The following is a 23,069-nucleotide window of genomic DNA, read 5'->3' on the forward strand; positions in this document are numbered from 1 at the left end:
GAAGCGAAACCCGGGCCGCGCAACCATCGGTGTAACTCAGGAGGCACCGATCTTGCCCATCCACTCGACCCAAGGAAGAGGTGATCGATGCACGGCGAAGCTGCGGACGGGACGACGAGCGTCACGCGGGTGACGGGGGCCCGGTGGGTCGTCGCCTGGGACTCCGAGAACGGCGGACACGTCTACCAGACCGGCGCGGACGTGGTGTTCGCTGACGGCGTTCTCACCCATGTCGGTCCGGGCTACGCGGGGCCGCCGCCCGCCCGGACCATCGACGCCGCCGGCTGCCTGATCATGCCGGGGCTCGTCGACATCCACACCCATCTGTTCTCGGAACCGATGAACAAGGGCATGTGGGACGAGGTCGGCAGCCCGCGCCTCTACAACACGTCGCTCTACGAGTACCTGCCGATCCTGCGGCCCGACGCGGATGGCACCCGCGCCGCCTACGGAGTGGCGCTCGCCGAGCTGGCGCTCTCGGGCGTCACCACCGTCTGCGATCTCGCGTTACCGAGCGAAGGCTGGCTCGACCTCCTCGGTGCCTCGGGCCTGCGGGTCTGCATCGCCCCGATGTTCCGTTCCGGGCGCTGGCTGACCCGGAACGGCCACAGCGTCGAGTACGAGTGGGACGCGGCGGCGGGCCGGCGCGGCCTGGAGCAGGCGCTTGCCGAGATCGAGGCGGCGCAGCGCCATCCGAGCGGGCGTCTGTCCGGCATGCTGTGCCCGGCGCAGGTCGACACCTGCACGGCGGAGCTGCTACGGGACGCCCACGCCGAGGCGGTGACGCGCGACCTGCGCTTCCACACCCATGCGGCGCAGTCCCTCTCGGAATTCCACGAGATCACCCGCCGCACCGGGATGACGCCGATCGAGTGGCTCGACGATCTCGGCGTGCTCACCGAGCGCACGATCGTGGGCCACGGGATCTTTCTCGACGACCATCCCTGGACCCACTGGCATAGCCCGGGCTCGGACATGCGCCGCCTGGCCGAGCGCGGCGCGACGGTTGCCCATTGCCCGACGGTCTTCGCCCGCCGCGGCATCGCGCTCAACCATTTCGGCCGCTACGTCCAGGCGGGGGTCAACATGGGCATCGGCACCGATGTCTACCCGCACAACATGCTCGACGAGATGCGCCTCGTCTCATACCTCGCCCGGGTCGTGGCCGAGAATCCCCGCGACACCCGCGCGGCGGACGTGTTCCAAGCCGCCACGGTGGGCGGTGCCAAGGCGCTCGGGCGCACCGACATCGGCCGGCTCGCGCCGGGCTGCAAGGCCGACTTCGTCCTGGTCGACTGCGCGCATCCCGCCATGCGGCCGTGCCGCGATCCCGTGCAGTCGCTGATCTACTCGGCCGGCGACCGCGCGGTCCGGCAGGTCTTCGTCGGGGGCCGCGAGATCGTGCGCGACGGCCGCGCTCTGACGGTCGACTACGCGGCGGCGGCCGCGGCCCTGGAGGAGGCGCAGGGCCGCGCGCTGGCGCAGATCCGGCAACTCGACTGGGCTGGGCGTGGCCCCGACGCCATCGCGCCACCAACCTTCCCGGGGCTGTGAGACCCCGGGCTTCTCAGGTGGGCCGGACGTTCCAGAAGGTCGGAAACCCATCGAGGATTCCGGTGAGGCCGGAGCGGTAGGCGGTCGGCTGCAGGTACTGCCCGAGGGGATAGTAGGGCACGTCCTGCATCGCCTGAAGCTGGATGTCCCGGCAGAGGGCGGCGCGGGCCGCCTCGTCGGGGGCCGTGAACCACGCGTCGCGCAGGGCCTCGATCCGCGGGGTCGTGGCCCAGCCGGCATAGCCGCTCTCGCCGGTGCCGCGCAGGGCGATGTAGCCGGCGGGGTTGAGCCAATCCATGCCGGACCAGTTGGTGACAAAGGCGCTCCAGCCGGCCTCGGAGACCGGCCCCTTGCGATTGCGCCGCTGCAGCATCGCGTTGAACTCGACCGCGTAGACCTCGACGTTCATGCCGACGCGCTGGAGCAGGTCGGCCGCGACCTGGCCGAGCGCCAGAAGCGGGGCCGAGTTCGACGGCACCATCAGCAGCACGGTCTCGCCGGCATAGCCGGCCGCCTTCAGGTCGGCCCGCACCTTGGCCGGATCCCTCGGTATGGTGAGTGGCCCGAGCCCGTCCGTCGAGGCCATCGGCGTACCCGGACAGAAGAAGCCGAGGGGCACGTGGAACAGGCTGGGATCGTCGGCGCCCACCACGCCCTGCATGCAGGACGTCTGGTCGATCGCCCCCCAGAGCGCCCGCCGGATCGCCGGGTTGTTGAAGGGCGGCTGCAGGTGATTGACCCGCAGCATCGTCACGAAGCCCGTCGGGTCGAGAGTGCGGGTGGTCACGCCCTTGGTGGCCTTCAGCAGATCCAGCTGGTCGTGCGAGGCGTATTCCTGCCAATCTGCCTCGCCGGCGACCAACGCCGAGGTGGCCGTCGACGTATCGCCGATGACGCGCCACTCGACCCGGTCGTAGTGGACGACCTTCGGACCCGAGGTCCAGGTGGGTGCGCCGTCCTTGCGGGGCACGTAGCCTTCGAAGCGGGTATAGACCGCGCGGTCGCCGGGCACGCGCTCGTCCGCCTTGAAGCGGAACGGCCCCGAACCGATGAGTTCCGGCACCTGCTGGAACGGGTCCGTGACGGCGAGGCGCTCGGGCATCATCGCGCAGACCGGCACCGAGGCCTTGCCCAGCGCGATCGGCAGGAGCGGGAACGGGCGCTTAAGGCGGAACCGGATCGTCCGATCGTCGGGCGCCGACAGCTCGTCGGTGGCCTCCATCAGGGAGCCGCCGAACGGGTCGCGCTTGGCCCAGCGGCGCAAGGAGGCGACGCAGTCCCGGGCGAGGACAGGCGTGCCATCGTGGAAGCGCAGGTTCTCGCGCAGGGTCAGGTCCCAGCGGCGCCCGTCCTCCTCGATCCTGTGGCCCTCGACCATCTGCGGCGTGGCGCGGAAGGCGCCGTCCATGCCGTAGAGGGTGTCGAAGACCATGTAGCCGTGGTTGCGGGTGATGTACGCGAAGGTCGTCACCGGATCGAGCGTGACGAGATCCTGCTGCGGGATGAAGCGCAAGGTCGCGGCAGCCTCCGCGCGGACCAGGGATGGTGCCGCGACAGCGCTGGCTACGAAGGCCCCAGCTCCCTGCAACAGTGTACGCCGCTTCATCAGACAACTCCCGCTCTGCTCGGGCGACTACCGTACATGCGCTCGCAGTAATCCGGTCACCAAAACCGGCAATCCGCTGGCTTGCAGGAACGAGGCCGCGGCCCAGCCCTAGAGAGATCGCCCTCGCATTCCGGTTGGTCCGGATGCATCGGCGGCTAGGGATCCAGTGCGGACTGACCGAACTGGGGCGACGCAAAAGGTCCGGTCGTGGGATGCCGCTGCAGTTGGCCGTATGACCGAAATGGGCGCAAAGCCGAATGGCCGATTCTGCGCGCTGGCGATCCGGCGTGACGTAGTCTGGCCGTAAGCGGAATGGTTGCTCCAGAGCAGACGCGCCGGATAATCGGATGGCCTCCTACCGACCCATGCCAACCGTCAGGACAGCTATCGATGCTTCCCGACAGCCGCGCTTCGTTGAGGGCTCGGAAAATTCAGCGCGGATGAGAACCTTGGCCGACGCTCAGTAATGGACCTCATGCGGGCGCTCAGCGCCGGAGTGATGCAGCAAAAATCCGGCGCTCCGGGATTCAGGCCGCGATCGGCATGATCGACACGTGGGCGGACACCACCTTCCAGCCAAGGTCGGGCAAGCGCATCCAGGTCTGGCTCTGACGCCCGATGCCGGGCTTGCCGCGCGGCTTGAATTCCAGATTGACCGTAGCGAAGTCGCTCCCGAGCGTCAGGACCTCCAGCCGGATCCGCGCCTCCTTGGTCCCGCCCGGCGGCGGATCGGCTGCGACGCGTGCGGCGTGGACCTCGGCAAAGCCGTAACAGTTCTCATGGAGGGCGAAACGAATCGTGTGCGGACTATCCCAGAAGGTCTCGTCGAGCACGGCGACATCCTTCTCGACGAGCGCCCGCTCGTAGCGCTCGAACAGGGCGGTAATCTCGGCCACGACCTCGGGGCGGTTCACAGTCACGTCCATTCAGGCCTCCAGGGCGACCGCGGTACGGATCAGGTCAAGGTCGGTCCCACGCGCACCGAGGATCGACAAGCCGACCGGAGCGCCGTCGACCCGTGCGCCCGGTAGATTGACCTGCGGGACGCCGGTGAGGCCGCCGTGGCTCGTCAGGCAGGCGATGCGCTCCCGCAGGGGGTGCAGCGCGTCGAGCGGCAGCCCGCGCAACGGCGCCGGGAACGGCGTGGTCGGAAGGCACAGGATCGTGCCGGGGGGCAGAAGCCGGGCGAGGCGAGCCCGGGCCTCGATCCGCATCAGGCTCGCGGCGCTGCGCTCGGCATCGGTCATCATCGAGCCCTGAATCAGCGAGCGTGCGACCGAGAAGGCCAGGCGTGGATTGCAGGCATCGAGCCAGGGCTCGAAGGTCTGCCACGCCTCGCTGCTCTGCAGGACGCGCTGCGCCCGCTGCCACACGGACAGGCCCTGCGGCGCCAGGGTCACGTCGCGCCGATTGCCAACCAGGGCGGCCAAGCGGTCGATCTGCGGGGCCAGCGCCTCCTGGACCGCCGCGTCGGCGAAGCCGAGCGCGTCCGCTGCTACGAGGAGCGTGCGCGGCAGGTGATCCGGCACGGCTTGGCCGAACAGCACCTCGCCCACCCGCGCGAAGGTTACCGCGTCCCGGGCGAACCAGCCGCAGGTATCCGAGCTCGGCGCCTGGACGCAGATCCCGGCGAAGTCGATGCGGCCGTGCGTCGGCCGGATGCCGTAGAGCCCGCAGAAGCTCGCTGGCACCCGAACGGAGCCGCCCGTATCCGTTCCCAGGGCGAAGTCGCAGGCGCCCGCGGCCACCGCGGAGGCCGAGCCGCTCGACGAGCCGCCGGGCACTCGATCGGGCGCCGCGGGATTGAGCGGCGTGCCGTCATGGGCGTTCTCGCCGAGGATCCCCAGCGAGACCTCATCGGTCACGGTCTTGCCGACGATTGAGGCGCCCACATCGAGCAGCGTCTGCACTACCTGGGCATGGCGGGTCGGCGTCGGGTAGACGCGCGGCCAGTCCGGGTTGCCGCCCCCCGTGGGGCTATCCGCGACGTCGATCAGGTCCTTGACGGCGAAGGCGAGGCCGGCGAGCGGCCCCATCGCGGATCCGGCGACGCGCACGCGCGGCCCGGGCAGGAACGGGTCCGTCGAGAGGGGCTGTGCGGCTGTCATGCGGGGATCGGTTCCTGCCATTGGGCGCCGGGCACGGCGGCGAACAGCGCCTTGGTGTAGGGGTGCTTCGGCGCGAAGAAGATCTCGGAGGTCGGCGCGACCTCGACCACCTGACCGGACCGCATCACGGCGATCCGGTCGCAGACCTGCAGCGCGACCCGGAGATCGTGGGTCACGAACAGCATGCTGAGGTGCAGCCGCGCCTTGATGTCGGCGAGCAGCGCCAGGACCTGCGCCTGCACGGAGACGTCCAGGGCCGAGACCGGCTCGTCGGCCACCAGGATCTCGGGCTTCATGGCGAGCGCCCGGGCGATGCCGATTCGCTGGCGCTGGCCGCCGCTGAACTCGTGCGGGTAGCGCTGCGCCGCCGCGGGATCCAGGCCGACCAGCGCCAGCATCTCGCACGCCTGGACCCGCGCGATGCCGGGTTCGGTGCCGTGGATGATCGGCCCCTCGGCGACGATGTCGACCACGCGCTGGCGCGGATCGAGGGAGCCGTAGGGATCCTGGAACACCATCTGCACGCGCCGGCGATGCGGGCGCATCTGGCGGCGGCTCAGGTCGGCGACGCTGTGCCCGGCCAGCAGGATCTCGCCGCCGTCGACCGGCATCAGCCGGGTGAGCGCCCGCGCCAGCGTGCTCTTGCCCGAGCCGCTCTCGCCGACGAGACCCAGGGTCTCGCCCCGCCGCAACAGGATGTCCACGCCGTCGAGGGCCCGGGTGACGCGGCCCCCGAACAGGCCGCGGGCGCCGTAGGTCTTCTCGACCCGCTTGGCCTCCACCACCAGGGGGGCGGTGCTGGGCGTGCGCCGCGGCGGCGGGACGAGCTTCGGCACGGCGGCGATGAGCGCGCGCGTGTAGGGATGCTTCGGCGCCCCGAGCACCGAGGCCGCGGGCCCCTGCTCGACCAGGATGCCCTTCTGCAAGACCGCCACCGTGTCGGCGATGTCGGCCACGACGCCGAAATCGTGCGTGATGAACAGGACGCTCGTGCCGTGCTCGCGCTGCAGGTCGCGGATCAGGGAGAGGATCTGCGCCTGCGTGGTGACGTCGAGCGCCGTGGTCGGCTCGTCGGCGATGAGCAGCCGCGGGTTCAGCGCCAGCGCCATGGCGATCATCGCCCGCTGGCGCTGGCCGCCCGAGAGCTGGTGCGGGTAGGCGCGCAGCAGCCGGGCCGGGTCCGGGAGGTGGACGCTCGCCAGCAGCGCGAGGATGCGCGCCCGGCGGTCCGCGCGCCCGAGCGTCGTGTGGATGCGCAGGACCTCGTCGATCTGCCGCCCGATCGTGTGGAGCGGGTTCAGGGCCGTCATCGGCTCCTGGAAGATCATCGCGATGCGGGCACCCCGGACTTTGCGCATCTGACGCGGGGTGATCGCGGCGAGATCCGCGCCCTCGAACTGGATGCGCCCTCCGGCCACGCGCACGCGCGGTCCCGGGAGCAGGCCGAGGATCGCGCGGGCCACCATCGACTTGCCCGATCCGCTCTCGCCGATCAGGCAGGTGACCGCGCCGGGGCGCAGGACGAGATTCAGGTCGGTGACGGCGTTCGGACGGTCCGCGCCGGGCGGGAGCGTGATCGTCAGCTTCTCGATCTCGAGGACGGCGTCGCTCATCGCTCTCGGAGCCTCGGGTTCAGGACCTCGTTCAGGCCATCCCCGACGAGGTTGATGGCGAGGACGGTCAGCAGGATCGCCAGCCCGGGGAACGTGCAGATCCACCAGGCCGACCGGAGGACCGCGCGGCCCGAGCTGATGATCAGGCCCCAGCTCATCACGTTGGGATCGCTCAAGCCCAGGAAGGCGAGCCCCGCCTCGATCAGGACCGCCGTGCCGATCAGGAGCGTGCCGACTGCGATGATCGCCGCGGTGCAGTTCGGCAGCATGTGGCGGAAGACGATGCGGGCGTCGCCCGCCCCCAGGCCGTCGCAGGCCAGCACGAACTCGCGGCCGCCGAGCGCCACGAACTCGCCCCGGACGAGGCGGGCGATGCCCGGCCAGGAGACGGCCACGATCGCCACGACTTCGCTGAAGAGCGACGGCGACAGGATCGCCACGATCAGGATCGCCAGCACGAAGGCGGGGATGGTCTGGAAGAACTCCGTGAGCCGCATCAGCGCGACCTCGACACCGCCCCGGTAGTAGCCGGCCAGCCCGCCGATCAGGGTCCCGAGCAGGATCGCAGCCCCGGTCGCGCTGAGGCCGATGATCAGGGAGGTGCGGGCGCCGTACGCGATCTCGGCGGCCACGTCCCGGCCCAGCGTGTCGGTGCCGAGCAGAAATGGGCCGCCCGGCGGCTGGAGGGCCGGGCCGACAAGCGCGAACGGATCGCCGGGATAGAGGAGCGGCGTGAGCGCCACGAGGACGACCAGCCCGAGGAGAACCGCCGCCCCCGCGAGCGCGAGGCGGTTGCGCGCGAACCGCGCCAAGCCCGTGCGCATCGCTAGAGCTCCAACCGCGGATCGAGGCAGACGTAGACGAGGTCGACGGCGAGGTTGATCACGACCACGAGGCAGGCCGAGACGAAGAAGATGCCGAGGAGCAGGTTGAGGTCGCGCGACTGGAGCGCGTTGAAGGCCAGCGTGCCGACCCCCGGCCAGCCGAACACCGTCTCGACCACGATCGAGCCGCCGATCAGGTTGCCGGCCTGCACGCCCGCCATGGTGACCACCGGCAGCAGCGCGTTGCGCAGGACGTGCCCGGTCATCACCCGCGCCTCGGTCTGGCCCTTGGCGCGCGCGGTGGTGACGTAGTCCATGCCGACCTGCTCCAGCACGGAGGCGCGCATCACCCGGGCGTAGACCGCAAGGTAGAACAGCGCGAGCGCCACCGCCGGCATGACGAGGTGGCGGCCGACGTCCCAGACCTCGTCCCAGCCCTCGTTGTCGGCGCCGACCGTGTCGTAGCCGCTGGTGGGCAGCCAGCCGAGGCGGATCGCGAAGACCACGATCATCATCAGCCCGAGCCAGAAGCCCGGGGTCGCGTAGGCAATGAGGCTGACCAGGGAGATGACCGCGTCGCGCCAGGAATTGCGCCCGGTCGCCGCCACGAGGCCCAGCAGCGTGCCGATCAGCAACGCGGCCGCGAAGGCGGTCAGCATCAGCAGCCCGGTCGGCCAGAGCCGGTCGACGATCAGGCTTCCCACCGGGCTGTCGTTGCGGAACGAGTAGCCGAGATCGAGGTGGAGCATGTTCAGCAGGTAGACGCCGAACTGCGTGGCGAGCGGCTGGTCGAGGCCGAACTTGTGCCGCAGCTGCTCCATGTATTCGGGGCTCGCCGCGCCGCTCTCGCCCGCCAGCACGGAGGCCGCGTCGCCGGGGGCGAGGTGGATCAGGAAGAAGTTGAGCACGACGATGCCGAGCACCACCGGGATCGCCAGCAGCAGCCGGTAACCGAGGAAACGCGCGAGCCGCACGGGATTACTTGTCCATCCAGGCCCGTTCGAAGGCTTGCTGGGTTCCGAGGGGGCCGGTCGTGTGGTCCTTGAGGCGTCGGTTGAAGACGCTGACGTACTGCACGTCGATGAGCCAGATCATCGGGCTGTCCTCCGCCAGGACCTGCTGGACCTTCTTGTAGAGCGCGGCGCGCTTCTCCGCGTCCGGCTCGCGCGCCCCCTCGCCGAGCATGCGGTCGACCTCGGGATTGCTGTAGAAGGTGTCGTTGACGAAGGTCACGCCCTTGCGGATCTGGCTGGTGAGGAACTGCTTGTTCAACCCGTAGACCGGGTCGACGCTCTGGCTCAGGAACGGCTCGTTCAGGTCGTAATCGTAGTTGGTGTAGACGCGCCGCAGCCAGGTCGCGGTGTCCTCCGAGCGCAGCGTCACGGCGATGCCCACGACGGCGAGCGCCTGCTTCAGGTACTCGGCCTGCCGCAGCCACTGCTCGCCGAAGGAATTCACCTCCAGGTGCAGGGCGAAGCGGGTCCCGTCCGCGCCGCGCGGTGCGCCGGCCTGATCGAGCAGCCGGTTGGCGATGTCCAGCCGGTCCGGCACGTCGTACTGACGCACGTCGTCGGTGTAGAGGCCAGCGGCCTTGAACTTGCGGCTGAGCGGGCCGGTGGCGGGCAGGCCGTAGCCGAACATCACGTCCTTGAGGATGACGTTGCGGTCGATGGCGTAGGCGATCGCCTGGCGCACCTCCTTCTTCTGGAGATGCGGGTGACGGCCGTTCAGCTCGAGGACGCTCTGGGCCGGCGTCATCTCGTAGCCCTTGGTCGTCAGATCGAGGATCGGATTGGTCTTCATCCGCGCGAGGTCGGCGTAGTTCACCGCGCTGTACCCGGCGAAATGCGCCTCCCCCGCCTCCATGGCGGCCGAGCGGGTGGCGGCGTCCGGGATGAACCGGGCGACGATCCGGTTCAGATACGGCAGGCCCGGCTTCCAGTAGGTCTCGTTGCGATCGAGGCGCACGAACTGGCCGCGCTCCCAGCTCGTGAACTTGAACGGACCGGTGCCGATCGGCTTGTTGGCGCTGGGGTTCTGGAGGACGTCCGTGCCCTCGAACACCGAGCGGCACAGGATCGGCAGGTCCCGCCCGGAGAGCGCCTTCATGAGGTAGGGCGCGGGATTGGCGAGCCGCAGGATGGCGGTCATCGGGTCCGGCGTGTCGACGGCGACCAATTCCGCGAGCATGACCGGCGCGATCGGATTGTACTTCTTAAGGATCTCCATGAAGGAGTACTGCACGTCGGCGCTGGTGAACGGCTTGCCGTTGTGGAAGGTCACGCCGTCCTGAAGCTTGAACGTGATGGTCTTGCCGTCGGGCGCGACCTCCCACGACTTCGCGAGGTTCGGCTGCGGGTTCTGGTCCCAGTCGTAGGTGCACAGCCCCTCGTAGACCTGCGTGGCGATCGGCGGGATATTGCCCGCCGACACCGCGTAATGCGCCAGGGTCGAGGGCTCCGGATGGACGATCATGACCATCGTACCCCCGCGCTTCGCCTCGGCAGCCTGGGCGCCCGTTGCGGCTGCAGCGAGACTGAGGGGAAGCGCCAGAACCGTGCGGCGGGAGAGGTCGGTCACATGGGATCTGCGGGACAAGCCAAGAAACTCCTAAAGCTTCCCACCGCACAGCAAGGCACATGCCACTCAAGCGAGGCAGCTGACCGCATCTTCACAGCTATTGGTTGAGGCATCTCATCCAGGAACGTAATTGCACTCGGATGCCCCTGAGGCCTCGCGCGCGCACCTTTGTCGGGTCTGCGCGCGAGAGAAGAATCACCTGTTCTGCGCAGTACTTTCAGCAACTTGCCTGCTCATTCGCGCCAGCACGGTTTTCTTTTGAAGACGGTCAACGGGAAAACGTGACCCTGGGCTTGCCTTTTGCGGATGTGACCACCCCATTTCAGCAAACACTAACATTAGTGCGCTGGCGCTTGCTCAAGAAGACGCCGGTCCGCGAGAGCCCATGGCGTCGATCAATGTCGAAAGATGAACCGTCGAGCCCGGTCGGACTGAGGATCAGTGAAGAAATCCGTCGGCGCCGCAACTTCTCGGATGCGGCCCCCGTCCATGAAGACGATTGTGTCGGCGACGTCACGCGCGAAGCTCATCTCATGGGTCACGATCACCATGGTCAGCCCCTCCCGCGCAAGCTCGCGGATGACGCCCAGCACCTCTCCGACCATCTCGGGATCGAGGGCGCTGGTCGGCTCATCGAAGAGGATGACCTTCGGCCTCATGGCGAGTGCGCGACTGATCGCGACGCGCTGCTTTTGACCGCCGGACAGCGTGTGCGGGTAGACGTCGGCCTTCTCGGTGAGGCCAACACGCGCCAGGATGGCGCGCCCCTCCTCCTCGGCCTCTCGCTTGGCACGGCCGAGGACGTGGACTGGCGCCTCGGTCACGTTGCCGAGCACGGTCAGATGCGGCCAGAGGGCGAAGTGCTGGAACACCATGGCGATGCGCGTTCGTGCGGAAGCCAACTCGCGCCGCGCCATCGGCTTCGTGGCCCTGCCGTCCCCCCTCTGCCCGATGGGCTTGCCATCGATGCGAATGGAGCCCGCGCTCGGCGCCTCAAGCCAGTTGAGGCAGCGCAGAAAGGTCGACTTGCCCGAGCCGCTCGGCCCCAAGATGCAGGTCGTCGTGCCGGGCGCGAGGTCGAGGTCGATGTCACGCAGGACTTCGAACCCATCGAAATCCTTGCACAAACCCCGGACCGAGATCGCGGCGTCAGTCTCAGCCATAGCGTACCTTTCTCACCCGCTCCATGCGGCGCACGCTCGCCTCGACTACGAGCGACATGAGCAGGTAGAGGCCGACCGCGGCGGCGAATGGTGCGAACGGCGTGAAGTGGTTCGCACTGACGAAGTTCGCCGCGAAGGTCAGTTCCTGTACCGTGATGATCATGAGGAGCGCGCTGTCCCGGATGGTCGTGATCACCTGATTCCCGATCACCGGGGCAGCGGTGATGGCGACCTGAGGCAGGATGATGCGCCTGTAGATCAGGCTGCGGGACAGGCCGAAGGCATGCGCCGCCTCGATGTTGTCCGGGGCGACCGCGAGGAACGCCGCTCGGAAGATCTCCGCGAGGTAGGCCGTCGTGTAGACGGTCAGCGACAGCAGTCCGGCCCACCAAGGATCGAGTCTGAGGCCGAGCTCGGGCAGGCCGTAGTAGACGACGTAGGCGAGCAGCAGGAACGGCACGCACCGCAGGAGATCGACGGCCTCAGCGAACGGGCGGCGCAGCGAAGCCGGCGCCTCTGTGAGGACGACGGCGCCGAGGATGTCGAACGGTAGGCTGAGCAGGAGGCACCCCAGCACGAGCGACAGGGTGTTGGCCGCACCTGAGAGGAAGACGTCCCGACTCTCCCAGATGACCAGAAGTCCGTTCACGGGCGCACCAAACCGAAGCGCCGGGCGATCCTGCGCTCGACGACGCGCTGGCCTCGCACGAGCGTCGCGATCAGCGCGGTGTAGATGAGCGTCGCCACGAGGAAGGGAGGAAGCGGCTCGTAGGTCTCTGCGCCGATCCGGCCGGCCGCGCGGGTGATCTCGACCACCCCGATGACGGCCACGGCCGGGGTGCACTTCAGGAGGATCGTGACCTCGCTGACCAGGGGCCCGAGATTTGCCCGCCAGATCTGCGGGAAGACGATGCGGATGAAGGTGGTTCGCCCCGACATGCCGAAGGCGGCGGCCGCCTCGAGTTGATCCCGGGGAAACGTTAGGAGTGCCGAGCGCCAGATCTCGCTGCTGAACGCCGCCGTATTCAGCGTGAGCGCGACGATGGCGGCCGGAACCGGTTCAAGCTCCAATCCGGCCGCCGGCAGGACGAAGTAGACGAACAGGACGAGCGTCACGAACGGTGTCGCCCGGACGAGGCTGACGACAGCGGCGAGAAGACCCGGGACCACGGGGATACGACCTTCGCGCAGGAGCGCGAGGAGGAGGCCCAGAGGTAGGCTCAGCAGAATACTGACTGCTGCCAGCGCGGCGGTGACCACCGCGCCGTCGAGGATGGTGCGTATCGCTGGCCAGGTCATGGCCGTCACTCTCCGCGTCCGGGTCCGTCGCCCCGCGCTCCCAGGCTACTTGGTCGGCGCTGACGGCATGTCCTTGAAGGTGCGGCCGAGCCACTTCTCCTGCAGGGCATAGAGTTCTCCGCTCGCCCGCACCTTCGCCATGAACTGGTCGAGGTAGGCCAGGAGGCTGTCGTTCCCCTTGGCGACGGCCCAGGCCGCATAGGTTGGCGCGCCGACAGCCTCGCCCATCCTGAAGCGCTTCGGCTGGTCCTTCGTCAGGCTGACGAGGTTGACGACGCCATTGATCACGTAGTCGAGCCGGCCATTGGCAAGGTCCTGATACGCCTCCGGCAGCGAGGTGTACTGCACCACCTTGCCGAGCTTGCCGCCAGTCTTCGCCAGCGTCGGTTCGAGATCGGCCAGGGCCGCGTAGGACGCGCCGCCGGACTGCACGCCGACCGTCTTGCCGGCCAAGTCGGGGACGCCCTTGATCCGGGTCTCGTCGGCGCGGACCACGTAGTATTGCGTCGCCTCGGCGATCGGCATCGTGAAGGCGAGGCTCTGGACGCGATCGGGGGTGATGACGGCCGCCGTCAGGGCCACGTCGTACTTCCCGGTTGCGACGCCGGCCAGAAGCCCCGTCCAGGGTATGATCTGCTGGTCGATTTTGAGCGGCGCCTCCTTGCGCAGCAGCGCGAGGAGGTCGTGGTCGAGGCCCATCGGCTTGCCGTTCTCGACGTATTCGAACGGCTTGTAGCTGTCCTCGGTCGCGGCGACCATGGACCCCTTGGTTTTGATCTCGTCGAGGCTCGCCGCAAAGGACGGTGACGTGCCGAAGCTCAAGTTCAGCGTCGCCGCGACGGCGATGCCGAGGATCCTGTCCCGAACGAAAGCCATGGCTCAGTCCTTCTGCGCGCTCGACGAAAGGGATGGCGCATCGCCGCGACGGGCGATCAGGTCGATCTCGACTAAGGCGTCGTAGGCGAGCCCGGTCGTGCCCACGCAGGTCCGCGCGGGCAGGCGGTCGTGCGGGAAGAAGGATTGGTACGTGGCGTTGAACGCCGCGTAGTCGCGCTTGAACTCCGTCAGGAAGGCCCGCGCGACGACCACGTGCTCCAGCCCCAGGCCGAGCCCGGCCAGCACCGTTTCGAGGTTGGCCATCACGTTGCGGGTCTGCGCCTCGATGCCGTCCGGCAGGATGCCCGGATTGCCGGGCGTGTCCGGCATCTGCCCTGTGACGAAGACGAAGCCGTCGGCCTCGACCGCGTGGCTGAAGGGAGCGACCGGCTGCGGCCCACCGGAGACCATGTGGAACAGCATGGCCGACGGGGCTGATTGTGTCTTCGGCACCGCGATCTCCGTTCCGCAGGCTTGACCCGCGTAATGTCCCGGACCCAGGTTCAGGGCCGTATTGTCATGATCAAGCTAGGCGACATTGTCGGAGCTGGCTCGCGGATATCGGCGGCATCGCGCCCGAATTTCGGTCGCAGCTCCGGTCGGACCGAGACAATATGTGGGACAATCGGTGCAAGGATGAGTCGACCCGAATGGACCCATGCCGTCGAGCGGACGGCCGGCGCCCGCTATTTGGCCATCGTCGGCGCGGTCGAGATCGCGCTGCGGACCGGCGCCCTGCGACCGGGCGATCGGCTGCCGCCGCAGCGCGACTTGGCCGCGTGGCTGTCGCTCAACATCGGGACGGTCAGCCGGGCCTATGCCGAGATGCAGCGGCTGGGCCTTGTCAGAGGCGAGATCGGCCGCGGCACCTTCCTCAACCACGCGCAGGATCCGGACGGACCGCCATCCCTTCGGGCGCCGGTCCCGCGTCAGACCTTCGTCGACCTGTCGCACAACTTCCCGGCGCATGCGATGCATCACCCTGCGCTGGCAATGATCCGCCGCGAACTCGACGGCGCTGTCGAGTTCGCGGCTCTGCTCGCGAGCCAGGTCGACGTCGGTCTTCACAGGCATCGGGCCATCGCCGCGCGATGGCTGGATCGCTTCGGGATCGAGGCCGAGGCCGACGAGGTGCTTGTCACCTGCGGCGGCCAGCACGGCCTGCTGCTCTCCCTGATGGCGCTGACGCATCCGGGCGATGTCGTCTTGGCCGAAGAGCTGAGCTTCTACGGCCTGAAATCAGCGGCCGGCATGCTGGGTCGCTCGCTGGTCGGGGTCCGCATGGATCGCGAAGGCATCGTGCCTGAATACCTCGACGTGGTCTGCCGCCGAACCGGAGCGAAAGTCCTCGTTTGCACGCCGACGCTGCACAATCCGACCACCGCAACGATGTCGGACGAGCGGCGTCGGGAGGTGATCGAAGTCTGTGTTCGCCACGATGTCCTGATCGTCGAGGATGATGTCTATGGCTTCTTGCCCGACCCAGTGCTGAGACCACTGGCTGCATCAGCGCCTGACCGGGTCGTGCATATCTCAAGCTTGTCGAAGCTTGCAGGCCCGGGATTGCGTGTCGGCTTCCTGCGTGTGCCGCGGCATCTGGTTTCTGCTTTCGGGATCGCGCTGCGTGCGACCACGCTGATGGCATCGCCGTTCAACGCGGAATGGGCGACGCGCCTTTTGGAGTCGCAGCGGATCGATCAAGTGATCGCCGCGATGCGCGCGGAAACGCAAGCGCGGCAGAATCTCGTTGCTGGCCTTCTGCCTCGGCAAGCCGTCCTCACCCAAGCAAACGCGTATTATTTCTGCCTGAAGTTGGGGAACGGCTGGTCAGCGGAAGCCTATTCGCAGGCCGCGGAGGAGGCCGGCGTTGGGGTTACGCCGATCAGCCTGTTCGAGGTGTCGTCTTTGCACCAAAGCGATACCGTGCGCGTCTGCGTCAACGCGGCGCCTGATCGAGAAACGCTTCGAGAGGCACTGGAGACATTGGCAGGCCTGCTTGAGGCAGGTGCACCGCCCACCCTTCGATTCAGGGCCGCGGTGTGAGGCGTGGTTCCATCGCTTTGACCCTATGACGACGGGTCGCCAGGCGTTGACGTTCCGCCGCAGCGAGCGCGTGCCCCTTCGGGTTCCTTGGATATCCGCCGACGAGCATGCCGCCGAAGTGGTGTTCTGGCCCGCACTGACCCGTGCTCTGATTGACTCGACGTCCGCTCCGGGGACGTTGTCCATCGGCTTCGAACAATTGGTACCGACGGATTTTGTTGAAAAACGCGAAGGCAGCGCCTCAAGCGCAGTCCAAGGTAGCGTACGGGAGATGGTTGGTCTCTCGTAAACGGTGCGACCCCATTCCCGCAGCGGATTCAGGGCGTTTTACGAGTAGAATTTTCTCTAGCTGACGCCCTGAGCGGTACTGCATTAACCGGGTCCCGGGGTTTTTTAACATAAACGGCGTTAAGCCGAACGTCTGCTCCGCGCACTTGCGATCCGGCATAACGTAGTCTGGCCGATAGCAGAATGGCGGCTTTCCGCACCTGAGCCACCGAAGCAGACACACGGAATCCTCTTCTCGTCCAGCCGCTGACTGGTCCGGCGGCAATCGACCGGAATTAGGAAGCCCTTCTAAACCAAGACCATTTCAGGCCGAGAAGGCGTAACGGTACCTTCAGTACGCTGTGGGACGCTCCTGCATCAGTCGAAAGAGTGACTTACCATGCCGCAGCGATTCCGCCTTGTGACGCGTAGTGATTTCGATGGGCTCGTCTGCGGCATGCTGCTGCGCGAACTCGACCTGATCGACGAGATCAAGTTCGTCCACCCCAAGGACATGCAGGACGGCATCGTACCGATCGGGGGTCGCGACATCATCACCAATCTGCCATACGTCGAGGGCTGTCACCTCGCTTTTGACCATCACGCGAGCGAGATGACGCGTCATGCCGGGCGGACCTTCTCGAACCATGTGATCGATCCGACGGCGCCGTCCGCGGCTCGCGTCGTACATCGGCATTTCGGCGCCGCAGCCTTCCCGCGGATCAGCGCCGAACTGATGGCCGCCGTGGATAAGGCCGACTCGGCGCAGTTCACCCGCGCGGAGATCCTCGACCCGCAGGGTTGGGTGCTGCTGAACTTCCTCATGGATTCGCGCACCGGGCTCGGACGCTTTCGCGATTTCCAGATCTCGAACTACGACCTCATGATGCAGCTCATCGAGCATTGCCGCGACCACAGCATCGCGGAGGTCCTGGCGCTCCCGGACGTCAGGGAGCGCGTCGACCTCTACAACGCGCATCGCGAGTCCTTCGTAGACCAGCTCCGCCGCTGCACCTCTGTCCATGGCAAGCTGGCGGTGATCGACCTGCGCGACGAGGAGGTCATCTACGCGGGCAACCGCTTCACCGTGTACGCTCTCTTTCCCGACTGCGACGTCTCGGCCCACGTGATGTGGGGCTTGAAGAAGCAGAACACCGTCTTCGCCATCGGGAAATCGATCCTCGATCGCGGCTCACAGGTCGATGTCGGTGCGCTATGCCTTGACTTTGGTGGCGGCGGGCACCGAGCTGCCGGGACTTGCCAGATCGCCAACGCGCGCGCCGAAGTCGTCAAGGCCGAGCTCATCGCTGCGCTCTCGGGTGACTCCCGCAAGGCTGCGGCCTGAAACGACCTGGAGCTGCAGCGAGTTCGACCCGCGCCCCACGAAGCGCATCAGCTAAATCGGCGCGACCAACCGGACTCGATCAATCGAAGTTCAGCGCGCGATCACCGCGCGTCTGGGCCGACCTGTGGCCGGCGATCTTAGCCTAGCTTCTGTCTGCCGATCGTCAGCCGCTACGCGCTGGCTGAGGCGCCGGCCGCGCTCGCCCGCTTGAGGAAGAACGAGCATCTCGGAAAGATCGTTCTGGGCGTTTGACGCCCAGTCCCGAGCGGCGGCCACGAACAAGCCGGCCCGGCGCGGGCCGGCCGCTTCTCGACTGGATCGCGGCGTTTCGCCGGGAGATCCCAAGCGCCCCGATGCCTCGACGGCAGGATGCGGCGGCCGCCGCGCGCTGATTGGAACAGGACGCGGCGGCCTTCACGGGCGTATTGTGCGAACGTGATCGAGCGTCGAACAGCGCGCCGCGTGAGGATCCACAATCCCGGCCGGCGGGCGCCCGTGGATCAACGCGTAGCCAGAGTAGACGGCCGCGTATTCCGGATTATCGCGTTCGGCTGGGCGGCAGGATCATCGCGGTGTCCGGGTCGGAAACGTCGCCCTCCTGCTGCTGATCGACGGTGAGCTTGGCCGCGAGGTCCGGCACCTGCCCGTTTGCCAATTGCTGCGCGGCCGCGACTTCCTTATCCCGTGCCTGCTCCGCCGTGAGCGCGCCACGCACCACCGCCCGGGCCAGGTTCAGGCTCAGGACGTTCTCGGTCTCATTCGCGCCGTAGGCGGTGAGCGTACCCCGCGTTCGGTCCGGGATGACGCTCCCGTTGAAGGTCGCGACGGCGCTGAAGAGGTTGAGCGGGACCTTGTAGGGCAGGCTCTGCTCCAGCACGTCGCTGTGCTTGGCCGGGAAATCGTGCTCGGCTCCGACCTTGTGCACCACCGTCCGGATCCACGGACCGTTGCGGTGCCAGATCAGCAGCGTCGCCGTCTGCTCCTGCGGTGCGCCGTACTTGTCAGCCACGGCCTCAGCGGCCCTGCGGGATGCCTCGGGCCAGTCCTGCGCGAAGAGCTCGGCGGCGCCTGCAGAGCCCGCGGACAGCGCGAGGACGACAGCGAGGATGCATCGGCTGCGGTTCTGCGAAGGCATGCACTTCCCTGACGGCGCCGGGGGGCCAGCACGGCCCCGTGCAGCGAATGGGTTTCGCTGTCACGCCGCCGCGTTGCTCCGGATCTACGCCAGGTATAGGCCGAGCACCCCAGAATGGTTCCAGGGAGATGCCCGATGGCGCAGCCGATGTCGCTTGACGTGAACGGGCGCGCGGCGCCCGTGAGCCTGGACGACCCCGATACGCCGCTCCTCTACGTCCTGCGCGACGATCTGGGCCTCCACGGGCCGCGCTTCGGCTGCGGTTTGGGCCAGTGCGGCGCCTGCACGGTGCATGTCGATGGGCAGGCGGTGCGCTCCTGCATCACCCCGGTCTCGAGCCTGAAGGCGGGGGCCAAGATCGTCACGCTCGAAGGGCTCGGCAGCCTGGACAAGCCGCACCCGGTGCAGGCGGCCTTCATCGCCGAGCAGGCGGCGCAATGCGGCTACTGCATCAACGGCATGATCATGCAGTCGGCCGCCCTGCTCAGCGAAACGCCGAAGCCCGACGAAACCGCGATCCGGCAAGCGCTCGCCCAGAATCTCTGCCGGTGCGGCACCCATCAGCGGATCGTGCGCGCCGTCCAGCGCGCGGCCGGCACGCTCTGACAGAGGTTGTTGCCATGAACGCACCCGTCCTCTCCCGCCGGAGCCTGCTCCTCCAGGGCGGCGCCCTCGTGGTCGGCTTCTCGCTGTCCGGCCGCGGCGCCAGTGCCCAGACCTTCGCGCCGGTCGCCACCAACGGCTTCGCGAAGCCCGTCGCCCCGGACCGGGTCGACAGCTTCCTGGCGCTCGGCGCCGACGGTCGCGCGACGATCTTCTCCGGCAAGGTCGATCTCGGCACCGGCGTTGAGACCGCCCTGACGCAGATCGCGGCCGACGAACTCGACCTGTCGCTCGACCGCGTGACCATCGTCCAGGGCGATACGGCGCTGACGCCGGATCAGGGGCCGACCTACGGGAGCCTCTCGATCCAGAAGGGCGGCGTCGAGATCCGGCAGGCGGCGGCGACGGCCCGCGCGCGCCTCGTGCAGATGGCCAGCGAGCGCCTCGGCGTACCGGCCGACGCGCTGGTGAGCGAGAACGGCACCGTCCGCCCGAAAGCTGGTGGACAGGGCCTCTCCTACGCCGACCTCGTGAAGGATGGGCGCCTCGACCTCAAGGTCGATCCGGCGGTCAAGACGAAAGACCCGGCGCAGTTCGCCCTCGTCGGCAAGTCGGTGGCGCGAGTCGACATCCCCGAGAAGATGACCGGCCGCTTCACCTACATGCAGGATTACCGCGTGCCCGGCATGGTGCATGCCCGGGTGGTCCGTCCCCCGACCATCGGGGCGGATCTGCAGGGCGTGGACGAGGCCTCGGTCGCGGACATCCCGGGACTGATCAAGGTCGTGCGCCAGGGTAACTTCCTGGCCGTCGTCACCGAGAAGGAGTGGGCGGCCGTGAAGGCCGCCAAGCAGCTGAAGGCGACGTGGTCGAAATGGGAGGGCCTGCCCGAGCAGGACAAGCTCTGGCAGCACGTGCGCGCCACGAAGGTGACGAAGGATGACGTCACGAGCAGCACGGGCGATGCCGAGGCGGCACTCGGCCAGGCGGCCCGGAGGCTCGAAGCCACCTATGATTTCGCCATCCACACCCACGGGTCGATCGGTCCGTCCTGCGCCATCGCGGAGCTGAAGGACGGGTTCCTGACCTGCTGGACGGCCTCGCAGATGACGCACGCCCTGCGCAAGCAGCTCGCGGCCATGACCGGCCTCGCGCCGGAGGTGGTCCGGTGCATCTACGTGGAGGGTTCAGGCTGCTATGGCCGCAACGGTCACGAGGACGCGGCCGGCGATGCGGCCCTCCTCGCCCGCGCAACCGGACGGCCGGTGCGGGTCCAGTGGTCGCGCGCGGACGAGCATGGCTGGGATCCGAAAGGACCGCCGACCCTGATCGACCTGAAGGCCGGCCTTGATCCGCAGGGCAACGTCACCGCTTGGTCCTCCCAGTTCCATATTCCGGAAGGGGCGGCCGGCAACGTGCCGCTGGTGGCAGCCTCACTGGCCGACCTGCCGCACGAAACCACGATGGCGCCCGGCAATATCATCGGTAACTCGGCCCTGCCCTACGCCTTCCCGAACGTGCACACGGTCTGTCATCGTCTGGCCTCGACGCCGTTCCGGCCCTCCTGGATCCGCACCCCCGGGCGGATGCAGAACACCTACGCCAACGAGGCCTTCCTCGATGAGTGCGCGGCGGCAGCCGGCGCCGACCCTCTGGAGTACCGCCTGCGCGCGCTAAAGGATCCGCGCGGTATCGAGGTGCTGAAGCGGGTTGGCGATCTCGCCAAGTGGCAGGCGCGCCCCTCGCCGGTGAAGGACGTCGCGGGCGACGTCCTGCGCGGCCGCGGGATCTCCTACGTGAAGTACGAGCTCAACCGCACCTACGTGGCCGGTGTGGCCGAGGTCGAAGTCAATCGCAACACCGGGCAGGTGCGGGTGCCGCGCTTCTTCGTGGTCCAGGATTGCGGCCAGATCATCAACCCGGACGGCGTGCGCAACCAGCTCGACGGCAACGTCATCCAGACCGTCAGCCGGGTGCTGCTGGAGGAGGTCACCTTCGATCGCGGCGCCGTGACGAGCCTCGACTGGTCGAGCTACCCGATCCTCACCTTCCCGGACGTGCCGGAGGTCGTGATCGACCTGATCGATCGGCCGAGCGAGAAGCCGTGGGGAGCCGGCGAGCCCTCCGCCGCCATCGTGCCGGCGGCGGTCTCGAACGCGATCTTCGACGCGACCGGCGTGCGCGTGCGGTCCGTGCCGTTCACCGCGGCCAAGGTGAAGGCAGCCCTGCAGGGGGCCTGAGTCGCGAACTGGCAGGATCGTCGCTCCGGTGGCGCGGCGCGGGACGGGATCGTCGGTCCGCAGAGCACCGCGGACATCGGGCGTGCGTCGGCCGTCGGGATCGATGCGGCTTGATCGAGGCGGTCGGCATGGGCGCGCCCGTGCCAGGGTTCGCTCCGGAATCCGCTGACCGCACCGCGGCAGCGCTCGAGCATTCGCTGCTCGGCGCTCACGTCCGTCGGATTGCCCCTCGGCCGGCTCAGTCCACTGCGCGCTGGTCAGGTCACCGCTGGAGGAAATCCAAGGTCTCTCGGGCGAACATCTCCGGGGCTTGAAGCTGCGGGACGTGCGCGCAGTCCGGCAGCATCACGAACCGGGCATCCGCCAGCCCGGCCGCGAGCTCACGCGCCATAGCCGGCGGCGTCGCTTCATCGTGCTCGCCGACGAGCACCAGGGCCGACGCGCGCAGCTCCGCCAGCCGGGGGCGCAGATCAAGGCCCGCGAGGGCCGCGCAGGCATTCTGAAATACGCCGATGTCGGTTTGCAGGAAGGCGGCCCGCCGCTCGGCCATCAAGGCCGGATGGGCGGCCTGGAACGCGGGTGAGAACAGCCGGCGCATCGCCGTCTCGGCCAGGGCCGGCAGCCCCTTCTCGCCCGCCACGCGCGCCATGCCGCGAAAGGCCTCGCGGCCCGGCTCGGAGAAGCAGGCGCCGCAATCCGCGAAGACGAGGCGGTCGAACAATTCCGGGTGGCGCAGGGCGCAGAGCAGCAGCACGAAGCCGCCGTAGCCGTTGCCAAGCCCGGCCGCCGGCCGCCCGCCTGTCGCCGCGCGCACCGCCCCGCCGACCCGGTCGGCAACCGCCTCGAAACCGCCCGGGACAGGCGCGGAGCCGCCGAAGCCCGGCAAGTCCACGACGAGGACCCGGAAGTCACGGCTGAGCGCCGGGACCACTGGGTCGAAGCTGGTGGCATCGGCAAGCAGCGAGTGCAGCAGGACCAGGGGCGGCCCAGCTCCGAACTCCCGAACCGCAACGGTTTCCTCCGCGATCAACGCCTGCATTCAAGACCTCCCCACCGCCCTTGCCGACGCCTTCAGCCCGCTGTCGCATCCGACGCGCGCAGCCGCAATCCAGTTGACGTGATATTTCACGAATGGCAGCATGTGTCGATTGAATGAGGCCGCCGTGCTGCTCCGTGACAACATCTACGCGGCGATCCGCGCCGACATCCTGGCCTGCACCCTCCGGCCCGGCACTGAGGTCCGCGAGCAGGAACTAGCCAAGCGCTACGCCGTCAGCCGCCAGCCCGTCCGCGAGGCGCTTCTGCGCCTGGAGCGCGAGCGCCTCGTGACGGTTCACGCGCGGCAGGGATATCAGATCAACGCCATTTCGGTCGCCGACGCGCGGGATCTGCTGCGCATGCGTTTCGCGCTCGAGCCGGCCTGCGCGGCGGAGGCCGCGGCCAACGCGCCCGATGCCGTCCTCAGCGCGCTCGACGCGTTCCGCGCCGTGGCCGAGGGCGCCGATTTCATCGCGGAGAACCGCGCCTTCCACATCGCGCTGGCCGAGGCGTCGGGGAACCGCCGCATGGCCGCGACGGTGCGCGACCTCGTCGAGCAGGCGGACCGGCTGGTGCGCGTGAGCCTCGACGGTATTCGCGGGCGCGATCCGGCGCAGCTGGTGGCCGAGCACGCCGGTATCATCGACGCGCTCCAGCGCCGCGACGGCCGCGGCGCGCGGCGCCTCGTGCGCGAGCATGTCGGCCAGGCCGAGCGACGCATCCTGACCGCACTGGAGCGCAGCGCGATCGTCCTCTGAGCAGCGCCGCCTCAGGC

General features: G+C 68.3%; 20 protein-coding genes. 6 read left to right on the forward strand and 14 right to left on the reverse strand.

Going from position 1 to position 23,069, the window contains the following annotated elements; genetic code table 11:
* Positions 1 to 87 precede the first annotated feature (87 nt).
* Complete coding sequence (locus AC3WSN_RS10485; protein ID WP_492537796.1) at positions 88 to 1,554, forward strand: amidohydrolase family protein; 1,467 nt, start codon at positions 88 to 90, stop codon at positions 1,552 to 1,554.
* Between the two features lie 13 nt (positions 1,555 to 1,567).
* Here the strand turns inward: AC3WSN_RS10485 and AC3WSN_RS10490 are convergent, their stop codons facing one another.
* The 12 genes from AC3WSN_RS10490 to AC3WSN_RS10545 form a co-directional block, all read right to left on the reverse strand.
* Positions 1,568 to 3,160 carry an ABC transporter substrate-binding protein gene (locus AC3WSN_RS10490; protein ID WP_492537798.1) on the reverse strand — a complete coding sequence of 531 codons (1,593 nt, stop codon included), beginning with the start codon at positions 3,158 to 3,160 and terminating at the stop codon, positions 1,568 to 1,570.
* Positions 3,161 to 3,687: 527 nt separating this feature from the next.
* Positions 3,688 to 4,086 (reverse strand): oxalurate catabolism protein HpxZ, encoded by a 399-nt coding sequence (hpxZ, locus tag AC3WSN_RS10495; RefSeq protein WP_492537800.1) that lies wholly within the window; start codon positions 4,084 to 4,086, stop codon positions 3,688 to 3,690.
* A complete protein-coding gene (locus tag AC3WSN_RS10500) occupies positions 4,087 to 5,268 on the reverse strand; it encodes an amidase (protein WP_192710910.1) in 1,182 nt (393 codons plus the stop codon).
* Positions 5,265 to 6,881, reverse strand: a complete 1,617-nt coding sequence (locus AC3WSN_RS10505; protein ID WP_492537802.1) for an ABC transporter ATP-binding protein — start codon at positions 6,879 to 6,881, stop codon at positions 5,265 to 5,267. Before AC3WSN_RS10505 ends, AC3WSN_RS10500 begins: the two co-directional genes overlap by 4 nt.
* Entirely contained in the window at positions 6,878 to 7,705 is an 828-nt protein-coding gene (locus AC3WSN_RS10510) for an ABC transporter permease (RefSeq protein ID WP_492537804.1), read from the reverse strand. Before AC3WSN_RS10510 ends, AC3WSN_RS10505 begins: the two co-directional genes overlap by 4 nt.
* 2 nt (positions 7,706 to 7,707) lie before the next feature.
* Positions 7,708 to 8,679, reverse strand: coding sequence for an ABC transporter permease (locus AC3WSN_RS10515; RefSeq protein WP_192710907.1), 972 nt, complete (start codon positions 8,677 to 8,679; stop codon positions 7,708 to 7,710).
* Positions 8,680 to 8,683: 4 nt separating this feature from the next.
* On the reverse strand, positions 8,684 to 10,285 hold the full coding sequence (locus AC3WSN_RS10520) for an ABC transporter substrate-binding protein (RefSeq protein WP_492537807.1): 1,602 nt from the start codon (positions 10,283 to 10,285) through the stop codon (positions 8,684 to 8,686).
* Between the two features lie 395 nt (positions 10,286 to 10,680).
* Positions 10,681 to 11,448: an amino acid ABC transporter ATP-binding protein gene (locus AC3WSN_RS10525; RefSeq protein WP_492537809.1), complete on the reverse strand. Its 768-nt coding sequence runs from the start codon at positions 11,446 to 11,448 to the stop codon at positions 10,681 to 10,683.
* Entirely contained in the window at positions 11,441 to 12,097 is a 657-nt protein-coding gene (locus AC3WSN_RS10530; RefSeq protein WP_492537811.1) for an amino acid ABC transporter permease, read from the reverse strand. Before AC3WSN_RS10530 ends, AC3WSN_RS10525 begins: the two co-directional genes overlap by 8 nt.
* Positions 12,094 to 12,747, reverse strand: a complete 654-nt coding sequence (locus tag AC3WSN_RS10535; RefSeq protein WP_492537813.1) for an amino acid ABC transporter permease — start codon at positions 12,745 to 12,747, stop codon at positions 12,094 to 12,096. The genes AC3WSN_RS10530 and AC3WSN_RS10535 overlap by 4 nt, the downstream gene beginning before the upstream one ends.
* Before the next feature lie 45 nt (positions 12,748 to 12,792).
* The gene (locus tag AC3WSN_RS10540; protein WP_492537815.1) at positions 12,793 to 13,623 is read right to left on the reverse strand and encodes a transporter substrate-binding domain-containing protein; all 831 of its coding nucleotides are present in this window, start codon (positions 13,621 to 13,623) and stop codon (positions 12,793 to 12,795) included.
* A gap of 3 nt (positions 13,624 to 13,626) precedes the next feature.
* Positions 13,627 to 14,046, reverse strand: coding sequence for a RidA family protein (locus AC3WSN_RS10545; RefSeq protein WP_192710966.1), 420 nt, complete (start codon positions 14,044 to 14,046; stop codon positions 13,627 to 13,629).
* 213 nt (positions 14,047 to 14,259) lie between these two features.
* Here AC3WSN_RS10545 and AC3WSN_RS10550 point away from each other — a divergent pair, with 213 nt between their 5' ends.
* Both AC3WSN_RS10550 and AC3WSN_RS10555 read left to right on the forward strand, forming a co-directional pair.
* A complete protein-coding gene (locus AC3WSN_RS10550; protein WP_492537817.1) occupies positions 14,260 to 15,666 on the forward strand; it encodes an aminotransferase-like domain-containing protein in 1,407 nt (468 codons plus the stop codon).
* Positions 15,667 to 16,390: 724 nt separating this feature from the next.
* Positions 16,391 to 17,278 (forward strand): exopolyphosphatase, encoded by an 888-nt coding sequence (locus AC3WSN_RS10555; RefSeq protein WP_492537819.1) that lies wholly within the window; start codon positions 16,391 to 16,393, stop codon positions 17,276 to 17,278.
* 538 nt (positions 17,279 to 17,816) lie between these two features.
* Here AC3WSN_RS10555 and AC3WSN_RS10560 read toward each other — a convergent pair.
* Positions 17,817 to 18,413 (reverse strand): hypothetical protein, encoded by a 597-nt coding sequence (locus tag AC3WSN_RS10560; protein ID WP_492537821.1) that lies wholly within the window; start codon positions 18,411 to 18,413, stop codon positions 17,817 to 17,819.
* 135 nt (positions 18,414 to 18,548) lie between these two features.
* Here AC3WSN_RS10560 and AC3WSN_RS10565 point away from each other — a divergent pair, with 135 nt between their 5' ends.
* Together AC3WSN_RS10565 and AC3WSN_RS10570 are read left to right on the forward strand one after the other, a co-directional pair.
* The gene (locus AC3WSN_RS10565; RefSeq protein ID WP_492537822.1) at positions 18,549 to 19,019 is read left to right on the forward strand and encodes a (2Fe-2S)-binding protein; all 471 of its coding nucleotides are present in this window, start codon (positions 18,549 to 18,551) and stop codon (positions 19,017 to 19,019) included.
* Positions 19,020 to 19,033: 14 nt separating this feature from the next.
* Positions 19,034 to 21,256 (forward strand): xanthine dehydrogenase family protein molybdopterin-binding subunit, encoded by a 2,223-nt coding sequence (locus tag AC3WSN_RS10570; RefSeq protein WP_492537824.1) that lies wholly within the window; start codon positions 19,034 to 19,036, stop codon positions 21,254 to 21,256.
* Positions 21,257 to 21,518: 262 nt separating this feature from the next.
* Here AC3WSN_RS10570 and AC3WSN_RS10575 read toward each other — a convergent pair whose 3' ends face one another.
* Positions 21,519 to 22,295: an alpha/beta fold hydrolase gene (locus AC3WSN_RS10575; protein ID WP_492537826.1), complete on the reverse strand. Its 777-nt coding sequence runs from the start codon at positions 22,293 to 22,295 to the stop codon at positions 21,519 to 21,521.
* 124 nt (positions 22,296 to 22,419) lie between these two features.
* Between AC3WSN_RS10575 and AC3WSN_RS10580 the strand changes: the two genes are divergently transcribed.
* Positions 22,420 to 23,052 (forward strand): GntR family transcriptional regulator, encoded by a 633-nt coding sequence (locus AC3WSN_RS10580; RefSeq protein ID WP_492543063.1) that lies wholly within the window; start codon positions 22,420 to 22,422, stop codon positions 23,050 to 23,052.
* The last annotated feature ends 17 nt before the right edge of the window (positions 23,053 to 23,069 follow it).

Source organism: Methylobacterium sp. FW102-HT35C08 (assembly GCF_058790235.1).